The 16,251-nt window shown below is 33.1% G+C and carries 10 protein-coding genes and 1 tRNA gene; 5 read left to right on the top strand and 6 right to left on the bottom strand.

Features of this window, described 5'->3' with window-relative positions; genetic code table 11:
• Positions 1-10 precede the first annotated feature (10 nt).
• Genes infB through rimP form a run of 3 tightly spaced genes read right to left on the bottom strand, consistent with a single transcriptional unit; the run spans position 11 to position 4,537 of the window.
• Positions 11-2,788: a translation initiation factor IF-2 gene (infB, locus tag M890_RS0109855; protein WP_028283377.1), complete on the bottom strand. Its 2,778-nt coding sequence runs from the start codon at positions 2,786-2,788 to the stop codon at positions 11-13.
• Between the two features lie 41 nt (positions 2,789-2,829).
• Positions 2,830-4,062 (bottom strand): transcription termination factor NusA, encoded by a 1,233-nt coding sequence (gene nusA / locus M890_RS0109850; RefSeq protein ID WP_028283376.1) that lies wholly within the window; start codon positions 4,060-4,062, stop codon positions 2,830-2,832.
• A gap of 13 nt (positions 4,063-4,075) precedes the next feature.
• Positions 4,076-4,537 carry a ribosome assembly cofactor RimP gene (gene rimP / locus M890_RS0109845; RefSeq protein WP_028283375.1) on the bottom strand — a complete coding sequence of 154 codons (462 nt, stop codon included), beginning with the start codon at positions 4,535-4,537 and terminating at the stop codon, positions 4,076-4,078.
• Positions 4,538-4,699: 162 nt separating this feature from the next.
• Between rimP and M890_RS0109840 the strand changes: the two genes are divergently transcribed.
• Positions 4,700-5,527, top strand: a complete 828-nt coding sequence (locus tag M890_RS0109840; protein WP_028283374.1) for a universal stress protein — start codon at positions 4,700-4,702, stop codon at positions 5,525-5,527.
• A 53-nt stretch (positions 5,528-5,580) separates the two neighbouring features.
• On the opposite strand, the gene M890_RS0109835 is transcribed toward M890_RS0109840, so the two are convergent.
• A tRNA-Gln gene (locus M890_RS0109835) sits at positions 5,581-5,653 on the bottom strand.
• A gap of 151 nt (positions 5,654-5,804) precedes the next feature.
• On the opposite strand from M890_RS0109835, the gene M890_RS16020 reads away from it, so the two are divergent.
• Both M890_RS16020 and M890_RS0109825 read left to right on the top strand, forming a co-directional pair.
• Complete coding sequence (locus tag M890_RS16020; RefSeq protein WP_036597391.1) at positions 5,805-9,113, top strand: glycosyltransferase family 117 protein; 3,309 nt, start codon at positions 5,805-5,807, stop codon at positions 9,111-9,113.
• Positions 9,114-9,740, top strand: a complete 627-nt coding sequence (locus tag M890_RS0109825) for a polysaccharide deacetylase family protein (RefSeq protein WP_028283373.1) — start codon at positions 9,114-9,116, stop codon at positions 9,738-9,740.
• Here the strand turns inward: M890_RS0109825 and M890_RS0109820 are convergent.
• Together M890_RS0109820 and M890_RS0109815 are read right to left on the bottom strand one after the other, a co-directional pair.
• Positions 9,737-10,033, bottom strand: a complete 297-nt coding sequence (locus M890_RS0109820) for a thioredoxin family protein (protein WP_028283372.1) — start codon at positions 10,031-10,033, stop codon at positions 9,737-9,739. The two genes, M890_RS0109825 and M890_RS0109820, sit on opposite strands and share 4 nt — an antisense overlap.
• Before the next feature lie 53 nt (positions 10,034-10,086).
• The gene (locus tag M890_RS0109815) at positions 10,087-11,316 is read right to left on the bottom strand and encodes a metallophosphoesterase (RefSeq protein WP_028283371.1); all 1,230 of its coding nucleotides are present in this window, start codon (positions 11,314-11,316) and stop codon (positions 10,087-10,089) included.
• 288 nt (positions 11,317-11,604) lie between these two features.
• Here M890_RS0109815 and M890_RS0109810 point away from each other — a divergent pair, with 288 nt between their 5' ends.
• On the top strand, positions 11,605-14,544 hold the full coding sequence (locus M890_RS0109810) for a GH92 family glycosyl hydrolase (protein WP_028283370.1): 2,940 nt from the start codon (positions 11,605-11,607) through the stop codon (positions 14,542-14,544).
• 39 nt (positions 14,545-14,583) lie between these two features.
• Complete coding sequence (locus M890_RS0109805; RefSeq protein ID WP_028283369.1) at positions 14,584-16,248, top strand: MFS transporter; 1,665 nt, start codon at positions 14,584-14,586, stop codon at positions 16,246-16,248.
• Positions 16,249-16,251: the final 3 nt, after the last annotated feature.

Raw genomic sequence — 16,251 nt, 5'->3', positions numbered from 1 at the left:
TTACTTAAGTTTATTTAAGCTTTTTCTTAACTTCTACTTCATGGAAAGCTTCAATAACATCTCCAACATTAATATCGTTGTAGTTCTTAATTTGCATACCACAATCATATCCTTTAGAGACTTCTTTGGCATCATCTTTAAATCGTTTAAGCGATTCTAAAACACCTGTATAAGTTACAACTCCATCACGTATTAAACGTATTTGAGAGTTTCTAAAAATCTTACCATTCATTACCATACAACCTGCAATAGTACCAACTTTAGAAACTTTAAATATTTCTCTAATTTCAGCAGTACCTGTAATCTCTTCTTTAACTTCTGGAGATAACATACCTTCCATTGCGTCTTTAAGATCGTTTATGGCGTCATAAATGATAGAATATGTTCTAATATCAACTTCTTCTCTGTCTGCAATTGTACGTGCATTTCCAACAGGACGCACATTAAATCCAATAATAATTGCATCTGAAGCTGTTGCTAATAATACATCACTTTCTGTAATAGCACCAACACCTTTGTGAAGAATATTTACTTGAATTTCTTCTGTAGATAGTTTTTGGAAAGAATCTGTTAATGCTTCAACAGAACCATCCACGTCTCCTTTAAGGATAATATTAAGCTCTTTAAATGTACCTAAAGCAATACGTCGACCAATTTCGGCTAACGTTAATGTTTTAGTTGTTCTTACATCTTGTTCACGTTGTAATTGTGTACGCTTAGTTGCAATTTGCTTAGCTTCACGCTCATCTGCAAATACGTTAAACTTATCACCTGCTTGAGGTGCACCATCTAAACCTAATACAGATACTGGTGTTGATGGTCCAGCTTCCTGCACATCATGACCACGCTCATCTTGCATAGCTTTAACTTTACCACTATTCTTACCTGCTAAGACATAATCTCCAACACGTAATGTACCAGCTTGTACTAATACTGTAGACACGTATCCTCTACCTTTATCTAAAAAGGCTTCCACTACTGTTCCTACAGCTGGCTTATTAGGATTAGCTTTAAGCTCTAATAATTCAGCTTCAAGTAATACTTTTTCTAATAATTCTTTAACACCTGTACCTACTTTTGCAGAGATATCATGAGACTGGATTTTTCCACCCCAATCTTCTACAAGTAAATTCATTTGTGCTAAACCTTCTTTAATTTTTTCTGGATTAGCATGAGGCTTATCAATCTTGTTTATTGCAAACACAATAGGAACACCTGCTGCTTGTGCATGAGATATTGCTTCTTTTGTTTGAGGCATAATATCGTCATCCGCTGCTGCTACAATAATAGCAATATCTGTAACTTGAGCACCACGTGCACGCATCGCTGTAAAGGCTTCGTGACCTGGTGTATCTAAAAATGCTATTTTTTGACCGTTATCTAATTGTACACCGTAAGCACCAATATGCTGAGTAATACCTCCAGACTCTCCAGCAATTACATTTTCCTTACGGATGTAATCTAATAAAGATGTCTTACCATGATCAACGTGACCCATTACTGTAACAATTGGGGCACGAGGTTTTAAATCTTCTGGTTTATCCGCAACATCTTCTACTGAAACATCAATATCGGCTGTAACAAATTCAGTTTTATATCCAAATTCTTCTGCAACGATAGCAATAGTTTCGGCGTCTAAACGCTGATTCATTGTTACCATCATACCTAAAGACATACAAGCTGAGATAATTTGTGTTACTTGAACATCCATCATCGTAGCTATTTCGTTTGCTGTAACAAACTCTGTAACTTTAAGTATCTTACTTTCTGCAGCTTCAATTTGCTGATCGATTTCTGATTGCTCTCTATGTTGATCTCTTTTCTCTCTTCTATACTTAGCACCTTTACCTTTAGATGATTTACCCTGTAACTTCTCTAAAGTCTCACGTACTTGTCTTTGTACTTCTTCCTCACTAGGTTCTGCTTTAACAACAGGACCTCCTGATTTACGACCACCTGGTTTTTTACCTTTAAATCTGTCGTTACCACCTCTAGCAGGTGATGAAGATGTTCTGTTATCTCCTGGTTTAGATATACGACGACGCTTCTTTTTATTAGCGTTATCATCTTTTTTAGGATCTTCTTTTTTCTTTTTAGGCTTGTTAAACTGAGACAAGTCAATTTTTTCTCCTGCAATCTTTGGTCCGGTAAGTTTTGTATACTTAGTTTTCAAAGTTTCTTCAACAGGTTCCTGAGGCTTCTCTTCTTCCTTTGGCTTAGCAACTTCCTTTTTAGGTGTAACAACAGGTTTAGCTTCAACTTTTGCTTCTGGTTTAGATTCAGTCTTAGCCTCAACTTTGGTTTCAACCTTCGGCGTTTCTTTAGCTTCTGAAGTTTTTTCAACTTTTACAGGCTCTTTTTTAGGCTCAGGAACTGCCTCTTCCTTTTTAGCTACTTTTTTACCTGAATCTAAATCTATTTTTCCAACAGTTTTAGGTCCAGAAAGCGCCTTAGAAGCTTTGATAACTTCTTCCTCTTTTTTGAGCTGAGCAGCTTTAGCAGCTTTGATAGCTTCTTCTGCTTTTTGCTTTTCTTCTAACTCCTTTTCGCGTTTAATACGTAGCTCTTCCTTCTCTTTGTTCTTCGCTTCATTAACCTCTTGAGACGCCATTTTTTTGCTTGCGTCTTTTTGAAATTCATTTGAAAGAATACTGTACGTTTCTTCTGAAATTTTAGTAGTCGGACGCTTCTCAACCTCTACACCCTTAGAATCTAAAAATTCTACAGCGCGATCAAGAGAGATGTTAAGCTCACGTAATACCTTATTTAATCTAATTGTTTCAGCCATAAATTGCCTTTAACCTTATTCTTTTTTTTTCCAAATATATGTTAATCTTCGAACTCTTCCTTAAGAATTCTAATAACATCTAAAATTGTTTCTTCTTCTAAGTCAGTTCTTTTGACTAGATCTGCCACATCTTGCTCTAAAATACTCTTAGCTGTATCTAGACCTGCTTTACTAAATTCTTTGATGATCCACTCTTCGATTTCATCAGAGAATTCTCTTAATTCTACATCTTCTTCAGCACCTTCTCTTAGTACGTCTATTTCATAACCTGTCAATTGACCTGCTAATCTAATATTGTGACCTCCTCTACCAATTGCTTTACTTACTTCTTCTGGCTTTAAGATTGCTTCTGCACGTTTGTTTTCTTCATCAATCTTGATTGATGTTACTCTTGCAGGACTTAATGCTCTAGTAATATAAAGTTGTAGGTTATTAGTGTAATTAATTACATCAATATTTTCGTTACCTAACTCACGAACTATGCCATGAATACGAGACCCTTTCATTCCGACACATGCTCCAACAGGATCAATTCTGTCATCGTAAGAGTCTACCGCTACTTTAGCTTTTTCTCCAGGGATACGAACCACGTTTTTAATTGTAATTAAACCATCAAACACTTCTGGTATTTCTGATTCAAAAAGTTTTTCTAAAAACTTTGGTGATGTTCTTGACATAATGATTGTTGGCTTATTTCCTTTAAGCTCTACACTATCAATAACACCTTTTACGTTGTCTCCTTTTCTAAAAAAGTCAGAAGGTATTTGTTTATCTTTTGGTAAAATAATCTCGTTACCTTCATCATCTAACAAAATTACAGCTCTGTGACGAATGTGGTGTACTTCTGCTGTATATAAATCTCCAACTAATTCTTGGAACTGCTTAAACACGTTAGTATTATCATGTTCATGAATTTTTGAAATCAAGTTTTGACGTAATGCTAAAATAGCACGACGACCTAAGTCGATTAATTTAACTTCTTCAGATACATCCTCACCTACTTCAAAATCAGGTTCAATTTTTCTTGCTGCAGTTAACGAGATTTCTTGATTAGGCTCTTCAACTTCACCATCTGCAACTACAACACGATTTCTCCAAATCTCTAAATCTCCTTTATCTGGGTTTATAATAATATCAAAATTATCGTCATCTCCAAATTTTTTCTTCAATGCATTTCTAAATACATCTTCTAAAATAGCCATTAAGGTGACACGATCTATTAATTTATCGTCTTTGAACTCTGAAAAAGATTCAATTAACGCTATATTTTCCATAACTCTATTTGAATTAAAATTTTATAATAACCTTTGCTTCTACAATATCTTTGTAAGCAATATTTTCTTTTTTATTTACTGTAACTTTACCTTTACCAACTGGTTTTGGCTCTCTAGCTTTCCACTCTAAAGTTATTTCATCTTCATTAGCTTCAGTCAAAACACCTTCAATTTTTTGAGTAGTTGTCTTAACACCTAAAGTTCTTCCAATATGCTTTGGATACTGTCTTGGCAACGTTAAAGGAGCAGCTGCACCAGACGACATTACTTCTAACGCAAAATCGTGCTCTTCTCTATCAATATTATGCTCTATTGCACGACTAATAAACATGCAATCTTCAACTTTAACACCTTGATCACCATCAATTATAATATTAATAGCATTCTCTCCATTAACACTAAAATCTATTAAAAATAAATCTTTGCGCTCTGTTAAGGCTTCCTCTAGTAAACTTTTGACTGTATTTATAAACATTTTTAAGTATAAAAAGAGGGGACTTTTAGTCCCCTCAATTTCAGTTTTTCTCTTGCAACGCTGCAAAGATACATAATTTTATTGATTTTCATAACTTTTTAAAAGTCATTTTTTATTACTAACTTTATAATAAGTTCTTTATTAACCATCTAAATCAACATTATGAAAAAACTACTAGTCCCAACTGACTTCTCAACCGAAGCAGAAAATGCAGTTAAAGTTGCTGCTCAATTAGCAAAAAAACATAATTGCGAATTAATATTATTGCACATGCTAGAGCTTCCATTAAATCAACTAAGCACAGGTGGTGGCACACCAGCTGATTTACCAGAAGCTGTTTTTTTTATGAAATTAGCCCATAAAGAATTTGAAAAAATACTTGATAAAGACTATCTAAAAGGCATAACGGTTCATGAAGCAGTAGATTTTAACGAAATCTCTAAAGGCATTCTTGAAACCTGTAAAAATCATGATGTCGATTTAATTGTTATGGGATCTCATGGTGCAGAAGGACTTAAAGAACTGTTTATTGGATCTACCACAGAAAAAGTTGTTAGAACTTCCAACACACCTGTTCTAGTTATCAAAAACGAACATGACAATTTTGATATAAAAGAATTTGTTTTTGCTTCAGATTTTAAAAATGACAACAAAGAAACTTATGTACAAGCTGTAAAACTAGCTAATCTTTTTGAGGCAAAAATCCACCTACTTAACGTTAACACACCAAGTAATTTTACAACAACAGCAGCCTCAAAAGTTAGAATGAGAGACTTTATAGCTAACTCAACTTTTGACAATTACACGATAAACATATATAATGACGAAACAATTGAAAAAGGCATATTGAATTTTTCTAGAATAATAGATGCTGATTTAATAGGCATAAGCACACATGGACGACAAGGTATTGCCCACTTTTTAAATGGCAGTATTAGCGAAGATTTAGTAAACCATGCAAAAAGACCAGTAATTACTTTTAAAATCTAAAGTTAAAATGTAATAAAAATAAAAAAGCTTCCTAAAAAGGAAGCTTTTTTTTGTTGGCCCACTAGGTTTCGAACCTAGACTCTTTGGTACCAAAAACCAACGTGTTACCAGTTACACCATAGGCCAATCTCGTAATGAGGATGCAAATTTAATACAATTATTTATTCACGCAAACATTTTTTAAAAAAAATTTAAATTAAAACTTAACGTTAACTTAAAAACCGTGTCTGTTTGATAATAATTACTAAATTCGCAACACATAATAAACCTTTAATTTATGATGACTTTTAACTTTAAAAAATGGAACTTAATACTTAGTTGGTTCGCTTTTTTAATTGCTCTTATCACTTACACACTTACTGTTGAACCTACTGTAAGTTATTGGGATGCTGGAGAATATATTTTAACCTCTTCAAAATTACAGGTTGGACACCCACCAGGAGCTCCACTGTTTCAGATGTTTGGTGCTGTGTTTTCAGTGTTTGCACTAGACCCTTCACAGATAGGTTTTTTAATGAATATGATGAGTGCTGTATCTAGTGCTTTCGCAATATTATTTATGTTTTGGACCATTGTTTTATTATTAAAAAAAATAATTGGACAACCAGAAAATTTAGCAAAAGGACAAAAAATAGCCATTTTAGGAAGTGCTTTTGTTGGAAGTTTAGCTTTTGCGTTTACAGATTCGTTTTGGTTTAATGCTGTTGAAACCGAAGTTTATGCTATGGCAACATTAATTATGACTGTCATGTTTTATCTAGGCTTACGCTGGGAAAAAGACATGCACAAACCAAGAGGAAACCGTTGGTTAATTCTTATAGCCTTTGTTGTAGGACTATCTTTTGGAATTCACTTTATGGGATTATTAACCATTCCTGCGATTGGGTTAATCTATTTTTTCAAAAACTACCAAAACATAACAGTCAAAAATTTTATAATAGCCAATGTTGTATCGGTTGCTGTATTATTGTTTGTATTTAAATTAATGTTTCCAAACGTATTAAGATACTTTAGTGCATTGGAGCTATTTTTTGTTAATCAAATAGGACTGCCTTTTAATTCTGGTTCAATTATAGCAGGCGTTTTATTGATTGCAGCATTTTACTACGGACTTAAATACACCAGAGCAAAAAAACTGTATCATATTAATACAGGTATTATATGTTTGCTATTTGTATTAATAGGATCATCTACTTGGTTAATGTTACCAATTAGAGCAAATGCCAATGTTGTTATTAATGAAAACAATCCTTCAAGTGCTAGAGAACTTTTAGCGTATTATAACCTAGAGCAATATCCAGAAACACATTTATTTTACGGACCTTTATTTACAGATCAGTATACAGGTTTAGATGAGAACGAACCATATGTAGATGATAAACCTAAATACGAAAAGGATGAAGCTACAGGCAAATATATAATTGTTAACGACTATAAGCGCGCTAAACAAAACTACAATTCTAAACAAGCTGCCATTTTGCCAAGAATGTGGAGTGGAGAAAATGCTGAAAACTACATGCTGTTTACTGGCTTTTTAGAATTTAGTTTAAAACCAGAATACCAAGGTGAAGATCAATTAGTACAATCTATGATTGACTTTAAAAGTGATGTCGCTAAAGGTGTCATTGATTATGAAGATTATCACAACTTTTTAAAACAATTTGGACAGTTTATAAATATTGAAAAGCCATCACTAGCTAGTAACATCTCTTACCTTTTTGAATACCAACTTGGTTATATGTATTGGCGTTACTTTATGTGGAATTTTGCAGGTAAGCAAGACGATTTACAAGGTCGATACGACCAACATGGTAATTGGATTAGCGGAATTAAGTTTATTGACGAGTGGCATTTAGGGCAATCTCAAGACAATCTTCCAAGTGATGTTGCAGACAACAAAGGTCGTAACACGTATTTTTTCTTCCCATTAATTTTAGGATTAATAGGCTTATTTTTCTTATTCAATAAAGACAAAAAATTATTTTGGGTTACCTTGGTATTTTTCTTATTTACAGGATTAGCAATACAAGTATATACAAACGTAAGACCATTTGAGCCTAGAGAACGTGATTATTCTGTGGTTGGTTCGTTTTATGTATTTGCGCTTTGGATTGGACTTGGTGTGTATGCTATTTTTGATTTACTTAAAAAGTATGTTACAAATAAAGTATTAGCTCCAACAGTCACTTTAGTTTGTTTATTATTAGTACCAGTAATTATGGCAACACAAAACTGGGATGACCATGATAGATCAGGTAAATACACTGCTTTAGCTATGGCTAAAAAATACCTTGATTCTTGTGGAGAAAACGGTATTTTATTCTCTATTGGAGATAATGACACCTTTGCTTTATGGTATGCACAAGAAATTGAAAACTATCGTACAGACGTACGCGTGGTTAACACTAGTTTATTTCAAACAGATTGGTATATAGATCAAATGAAGCGTAAAGCCTACAAGAGTGATCCAATACCTTCCAGCTTAACACACGACAAGTATAAACATGGTACAAGAGAGTACTTAATGAAACGTCTAAGATCTAAGGATACTTTGGATATTGCTACGTTTATGAATTTTATAACCAGCGACGACCCTAAAACAAAATTAAAACACGCCTTACAACAAGAGGGTGAAGATTATACACAATATCCACAACAATTTCTAAACTCTAACTATTTCCCTGTAGAAAATATTAGAGTGCCTGTAGACAAACAATCTGTATTAGATAACGGTATTGTAAAAGCAAAAGACAGTGACTTAATAGAAGACTATGTTGATATTACAATTACTGACAATGCCATAACAAAAAACCGCTTATTGATGCTTGATATTGTAGCAAGTAATAATTGGGAACGACCAATATACTTTACTGGTGGAGCTTTTGGAAACGATGATTATATCTGGATGAAAGATTACTTACAATTAGATGGTATGGTTTATAAATTAGTACCAATAAAAACACCTGTTGCTAGAGCAAATCCATTTGATATGGGACGATTAGATACAGAGTTTATGTATAATAAGGTGGTTAATTGGGATTGGGGAAATAGTGGAAGTGATCAAATTTACCATGATCCAGAAACTAGAAGAAACTCAATTACTTATAGAGGAAACTTAGCTAGATTAATTGAAAACTTAATTAACGAAAATCAATTAGATAAAGCTGAAGAAATAGCAGACATTGCTATGAAGAACATGCCTGTTAATAAGTTTGGACACTATACTTTATTAGAGCCTTACATAAGTGCCTATTATGAAGTAGATAATCAAGACAAAGCTAGACAACTATTTAAAGAGGTAGCTACTAAATATCAAGAAAACTTAAAATACTACAGTACTTTAACTAGAGAAAACCAAGACAATAACTTTACTGAAATACTTACTGATATAGAGCGTTACAAAGCCTTAGTAGATGTTTTAGTAGAATATGACAGAGATTTTGCTAAAGAAGAATCTATGACCTTTACTAACTATCTTGAATTGTTTAAACAATACTATGATAGCGAGCCTGAGCCAGAAATCAGTCCTGTACCATCGGACAAAGATTTTTTACAGCAATTAGACACTGTTTTAAAAAGCGAATAGATGCCTGTTTTTCCTGCAAAAACACCAAAATTAATACAACGCCTTTTTCCAAAGTATATTTGGAAAAAGGCGTCTTTGACTAAGACTATTTATTTAACTTTTGATGATGGTCCTACTCCAAAAATCACACAATGGACTTTAGATACACTTAAAAAGTATAATGCTAAAGCAACATTTTTTTGTATTGGCGATAACATAAAAAAATATCCAGAGCTATTTAAATCTGTTTACAATGATGGCCACACCATTGGTAATCACACGTTTAATCATCTTAAAGGTTGGCGTACAGATACCAATAGCTATGTAAAAAATACAGAAAAAACACAACAACTAATTACCTCCAATAGCAAACAATTGTTTAGACCTCCTTTTGGAAAAATCAAACGCAAACAAGCTAAACAATTAATTAAAAGAGGTTATAAAATAGTAATGTGGAGTGTTATATCTTATGACTGGGAAGTCAAGGTAACACCAGAACAATGCCTAGAAAACGTTATTAAAAACAGTGTATCGGGAAGTATTATTGTGTTTCATGACAGCATAAAAGCATCAAAAAATATGCAATATGCATTACCTAAAGTTTTAGAGCATTTTAGCAGTAAAGGGTATCAATTTAAAGCGCTTTAAACAAACTGTTGTACGATACTTATTAAAGTATTAGCATCCTGTTCTCCGCTTTGGCGCCACTTCATTTCTCCATTTTTATAGATAATTAAAGTTGGCAACCCTTTGACGCGTAAAGCTTCAGATAGTTCTTGATTTTTCTCAACATCAATCTTGATAACTTTTGCTTTATCACCAAGTGCTGCTGCTACATCGCGTAAAACAGCGTGCATGGCTTTTGATGGTTCATTCCATTCTGTAAAAAAGTCTAACAGTACAGGAATTTCGACATCTATTAATTCTCCAAATTTTGACATTTGATATTCAGTTTAGTTCAAACTAGTTACTAAAATATAACATTTAGTTGTAATTAAGCAATTTGAGTCCCTTTTTTAAGTTCTATAACAGTAATTTCTGGCCAAATTCCAACGCGTCCAGGATAAGCTAAATAGCCAAAACCTCGGTTAACGTTGATGTATTGTCCTTTTTCTTTATAGATTCCTGCCCAATGTTTGTAACGCCATTTTACTGGACTCCATTTAATCCAACCTGGTATTTCTATCCCAAACTGCATACCATGTGTGTGACCACTTAAAGTTAAATGGTAATGATTATCGTGATCTATGACTTTTTCTGCCCAGTGTGATGGGTCATGAGATAATAATATTTTAAAATCACCTGCAGCTATATTGCTTGAGGCTTTATCCAAGTCTCCAGCTTTTTTAAAACCTCCTTTTCCCCAATTCTCTACACCAACTAAAGCTAATTTTTGACCATCTTTTTGGATGTAACGACTTTCATTTAACAATAAATCAAAGCCAATTTCTTTTTGAATAGTTATTAATTCGTTTAAATTATCCTGTTTGTCTTTTTCAGTTGCCCAATCTACATAATCTCCATAATCATGATTGCCTAATACAGAAAACACCCCATCACTAGCCGACAATCTAGAAAAGGTATCTTTCCAATCATACATTTCTGAAGCTTTATTATTTACTAAATCTCCAGTAAAAACTATCACATCGCTTTTTTGTTTATTAACTAAATCTACAGCGTAATTAATTTTTTCTTTATTATCAAAACTTCCAGAATGGATATCGCTAATATGTGTCATTTTATAACCATCAAACGCTTCTGGTAAATCTTCAAAATGTAAAGTATATTTTAAAACTTTATAATTGTATCGTCCTTGATACATACCATAAAGTAAAGAAGCAAATGGTATTGCTGCTAGGCCTAATCCAATTTGGCTTATAAATTTACGTCTAGAGGGTAAGTAAAAAGACTCTTTAGTTATAAAGTATTTATCATAAACGCTAATAAATGATCTAATAATATCCTCTCCTATTAATATAGGAACAAGCACTAAATTAAAAGCCATAAAGGATAACAAAAAACCTATAGCATAACCTCTACCACCTGATATTACTCTGCCTTCAGATGGTGTTGTAAATTGATACACCATATTTAAAGCTACAACAAGTGCTATTGCAAAAAACAAATAATGTATCCAACTTGATTTAAATACTGTTTTAATAGCCTGAAAACCATAAACAGTTAGTAATATATATAGAATAGAAATAATAATTAGACGTGTCATAACATAGTTTAGACCACAAATTTAACCATTATCAATCTCAATTATCTTAGCAATTTGTTAAACGTTTTGATTTTTAAATCGTTAAGCTGAATACTTTACATCACTATAAAGTTAATTATCATCATATAAACTAATAGTTTTATTATATGCTTTTACCTATTATTAAAATTGAAAGAAGCATAACGCTTTACTTCTTTTTGAAAATGAATATAAGTACTTACAACAGAATTTTTTGAAGCTTCATTTTTAATTATCTTAGTTCCTTATAAAAATTAGCATTCTATTTTAATGAAACTAAAACTAACCGCACTTTTCATTTTACAACTATTCATTTCTAGCTGTAATGACAAAACCGAAAATAGTAACCCAACAACCACAGAAAAACCTTTAATAAGCTATGTCAATCCTTTAATTGGTACAGGAGGTCATGGTCATACGTATCCAGGAGCAACTATGCCTTTTGGAATGATGCAACTAAGTCCAGACACACGACTAGAAGGTTGGGATGGCTGTTCTGGCTACCATTATAGCGATAGTTACATCTATGGCTTTTCGCATACACATTTAAGCGGAACAGGTGTTTCGGATTATGGTGATGTTTTAATCATGCCAACCAATAAGGTTAATTTTAATAATGGTGCAGATGGAAAACCTGGATATCGTGCTCATTTTTCTCATGACAATGAAGTCGCTCAACCTGGTTATTACAAAGTACATTTAGACAGTACAAATATTGATGTAGAATTAACGGTTTCTAAACGAAGTGGCATACACAAATACAGTTTTCCTTCGACAGAAAACCAATATGCAATTGTAGATTTAATTCATCGCGATAAAGTTTTAGATGCTAAAATCACAAAGATTTCTGACACGCAAATTGAAGGTTATCGTTTTTCTGAGGCTTGGGCTAAAGACCAGCGTCTGTATTTTGTTATTAAAACATCACATACTTTTTCAGATATACTTCAATCTCCACCTCAACAAGGTCAAAAAGGCGCTCAAAAAATAGCTTTAAAATTTAACAACCCAAATAACAATCCTGTTTACTTAAAAATAGGTATTAGTGCTGTAGATGTTGAAGGTGCTAGAAAAAACCTTAAAGAAGAAATAGGAGAACACTCTTTTGAAGAGATAAAAAATACAGCTCAAGATATTTGGGAAAAACAACTACAAAAAATTGTAATCCAAGATAAAAATATTGATAACAAAACCAACTTTTACACCTCAATGTATCATGTGGCTTTAGCACCTAATTTGTATCAAGATGTCGATGGTCGTTATCGTGGTATGGACATGAAAATTCACACAACCAAAGCTTTTGACTACTATACAGTCTTCTCGCTTTGGGATACCTATCGTGCAGCGCACCCATTATTTACAATCATAGAACAAGACAAAACCAATGATTTTATAAACACTTTTATTGCTAAATATAACGAAGGTGGTATTATGCCAATTTGGGATTTAAGTGCCAATTACACAGGCTGTATGATTGGCTACCATGCAGTACCAGTAATTGCAGATGCCTACTTAAAAGGCATCAAAGATTATAATATCGACAAAGCTTTTGAGGCAATGAAGCATAGCGCAACAAGAGACAAATTAGGTTTAAAAGCTTATAAACAATTTGGTTTTATTCCTGTGGAAGAAGAAAGCGAATCTGTTTCTAAAACCTTGGAATATGCCTATGACGATTGGACCATTGCCCAAATGGCAAAAAGCTTAGGCAAGCTAGACGATTATAAAACATATTCTAAAAGAGCACAATATTATAAAAACAGTTTTGATCCCGAAACACAGTTTATGAGAGGTCGTTACAGAAACACTTGGTTTGCACCTTTTGATCCTTACGAAGTCAATTTTAATTACACTGAGGCTAATGCTTGGCAATATAGTTTTTACGTACCACAAGACATCTCTGGTTTTATGACACTTCTTGGCGGAAAAGACAAACTAGACGCTAATTTAGACAAACTATTTGTTGCAAAAGACCAAACCTCTGGACGTCATCAAGTGGATATTACAGGTTTAATTGGGCAATATGCACATGGTAACGAGCCTAGTCATCACATGGCTTATCTTTATAATTTTGTAAATAAACCACACAAAACCCAAGAAAAAATCCATCAAATTTTAACCCAATTATATAAAAATCAACCTGACGGAATCTCTGGTAACGAAGACTGTGGTCAAATGAGTGCTTGGTACATTTTTAGTAGCTTAGGTTTTTATCCAGTAACTCCTGGTAGTAATAATTATATTATTGGTACACCGCTTTTTGAAAAAGCAACCATTAATCTAAAAAACGGCAAACAGTTTACAATTTCGACAGATAATTTAAGTTCTAAAAATATTTATATCGCTTCCGCAGAATTAAATGGCAGTCCGCTAAATCAGTCTTTTATCAATCATTCAGATATTATCAATGGTGGCACACTTCATTTTAAAATGACAGACCAACCCTCTACTTGGGCTACAAAAGATAACCAAGTTCCAAAAACCGAAATTACAGAACACCTCATCACTCCTGCTCCATTTATTGCAAAAGGTGATATAGCCTTTAAAGGCGAAACTGAAGTTGTTTTAGATAATGTAGACAAACAAGTTGCAACTTACTACAGCCTAGACAATCAAAGTTTTAAACCATACCAACAACCCTTTACTATCTCTAAAGCTACATTGTTACAAGTCTATTCAGAAAAAAACGGAATTAAAAGTGCTACTATCCAAACCCAATTTTATAAAATAGACCCAAATATTTCAATTAAACTAGAAACCGAATATGCAAATCAATATAATGGTGGCGGAAACGACGCGTTAATAGATGGTATTTACGGAACACAAGATTTTAGAACCGGAACTTGGCAAGGTTATCAAGACAAAGACTTAATAGCAACTGTTGATTTAGGTAGCGCAAAACAAGTAAATCTTGTCACATTAAATTTTTTACAAGAACAACGATCATGGATTTTTTATCCAACCCAAGTGAGTTGTTTTGGCTCGACAGATGGTATTAATTTTAAGCCAATAGATACTACTCAATTTGTTAACAACACACAACCTTCTGAAGACACAGAAATAAAAAAGATCTTCTTTAAACAAGTACCAAAACCATATCGTTACATAAAAATCATAGCAAAAAAACTAGGCAAACTTCCAGAATGGCATTTAGGCTACAAGCATGATGGTAGAAGTTGGCTTTTTGTGGACGAAATCACTATCAAATAACATTTATAACTATATTTAGGACAAATTAAAAACCAACCAATGGAAAACCAAAATAACAAATCTGCTTTAACAACCTTAGTGACTGTCTTCTTTTTTTGGGGATTTATAGCTGCTTCAAACAGTGTATTTATCCCTTTTTGTAAAACCTATTTTGATATCGATCAATTTCAATCGCAATTAGTAGATTTTGCTTTTTATGGTGCCTATTACATTGGTGCCTTACTATTGTTTATAATATCTAGCACAATTAAAAAAGACATCTTAAATGCTTGGGGTTATAAAAACGGAATTATTTATGGATTACTCCTTTCTGCAATTGGCGCTTTTGTTATGTATCCTGCAACAGCTGGTGCAGAACAAGGACAAACTAGTATTTTTTATTTTGTATTAATTGCACTTTTTATTGTTGGACTTGGTTTTTCATTACAACAAACCACTGCTAACCCATTTGCTATTGCATTAGGAGACCCTAAAACTGGCTCACACAGATTAAATCTTGCTGGCGGAATCAACTCCTTTGGTACTACCATTGGACCTATTGTAGTTGCATTTATCATTTTTGGTTCTACACCTTTATCTGGTGATGAATTGGCTGCTATGATTAAAAATAACGAGATTACACTTAATACTGTACAAATGCTATATTTAGGTGTTGGTGTTTTATTTTTATTAGCAGCAGCATTATTTTATTTCTCAAAAAAATTACCAGCTTTAAAATCTGAAACTGCTTTTGAGCCAGCTAATAAAGCCAAAAACTTATTAATTGTGTTAACCCTAATAATCATTGGTTGTTTTGGTTACATTTTTAGTACTTATACAGGTAATGAAGTTGCTTCAGAAGCTTTAGAAAATAAACGTCTAGTCTTTTTAATTATCGCATTAGCTGCTGTTGTTGGATGTTTACTATTTGCTTATTCTAGTTCTTCTAAAAAATCAGAAGGTTGGGGAGCAATGAAGTATCCTCAGTTAGTTTTAGGGATGCTTGCTATTTTTACGTACGTTGGTGTAGAGGTTACTGTTGGTAGTAATTTAGGTGAACTACTAAAAAAAGCTGTAGACGGAACAAACCTAAACGAATTAGGCTTACCAATCCTAAACGATGCACAAATCGCACCTTATATTTCACTGTATTGGGGAGGATTAATGGTTGGTCGTTGGGTTGGAGCTATTACTGTATTTAACCCAAGTAAAGGCTTAAAAAAATGGCTGTTAATTATTGTGCCTTACGTTGCTTTTGGAGTAATATTATTAGTTAATTTTGGAAAATACTCGTCTAATCAAATCTTATTTTTCGCCATATGCGTTGCGGTACAAATTGGAGGTTTCTTTTATGCTAAAGACAATCCAGTTACAACATTAAAAACATTTAGTTTATTAGGTGTTTTAGCTATGGTAATCGGACTATTAACTTCCGGTAACGTCGCATTATTTGCTTTTTTATCTGGTGGGTTGTTCTGCTCAATTATGTGGCCTTGTATATTTACTTTAAGTATTGCAGGTTTAGGCAAATACACGTCTCAAGGATCTGCATTTTTAATAATGATGATTCTTGGTGGAGCAATTATTCCGCCTTTACAAGGTAAATTAGCAGATGTCTTTGGTATACAAACGTCTTACATTATGGCTGTACTATGCTTTGGTTATTTATTATTTTATACTTTCAGGACTAAATCCATTTTGGACAAACAAGGTGTAACGTATTAATTA

The sequence above is a fragment of the Olleya marilimosa CAM030 genome (assembly GCF_000518485.1).
Classification (GTDB): Bacteria; Bacteroidota; Bacteroidia; order Flavobacteriales; family Flavobacteriaceae; genus Olleya; species Olleya marilimosa.
Note: the sequence above shows the minus strand (reverse complement) of the source record. Positions and strands in the feature narration are given on the sequence as shown.

Bases quoted from the DNA above. Each gene is read 5' to 3' on its own strand.
- infB (WP_028283377.1), bottom strand. From the start codon at position 2,788: ATGGCTGAAACAATTAGATTAAATAAGGTATTACGTGAGCTTAACATC.
- nusA (WP_028283376.1), bottom strand. From the start codon at position 4,062: ATGGAAAATATAGCGTTAATTGAATCTTTTTCAGAGTTCAAAGACGAT.
- rimP (WP_028283375.1), bottom strand. From the start codon at position 4,537: ATGTTTATAAATACAGTCAAAAGTTTACTAGAGGAAGCCTTAACAGAG.
- M890_RS0109840 (WP_028283374.1), top strand. From the start codon at position 4,700: ATGAAAAAACTACTAGTCCCAACTGACTTCTCAACCGAAGCAGAAAAT.
- M890_RS16020 (WP_036597391.1), top strand. From the start codon at position 5,805: ATGATGACTTTTAACTTTAAAAAATGGAACTTAATACTTAGTTGGTTC.
- M890_RS0109825 (WP_028283373.1), top strand. From the start codon at position 9,114: ATGCCTGTTTTTCCTGCAAAAACACCAAAATTAATACAACGCCTTTTT.
- M890_RS0109820 (WP_028283372.1), bottom strand. From the start codon at position 10,033: ATGTCAAAATTTGGAGAATTAATAGATGTCGAAATTCCTGTACTGTTA.
- M890_RS0109815 (WP_028283371.1), bottom strand. From the start codon at position 11,316: ATGACACGTCTAATTATTATTTCTATTCTATATATATTACTAACTGTT.
- M890_RS0109810 (WP_028283370.1), top strand. From the start codon at position 11,605: ATGAAACTAAAACTAACCGCACTTTTCATTTTACAACTATTCATTTCT.
- M890_RS0109805 (WP_028283369.1), top strand. From the start codon at position 14,584: ATGGAAAACCAAAATAACAAATCTGCTTTAACAACCTTAGTGACTGTC.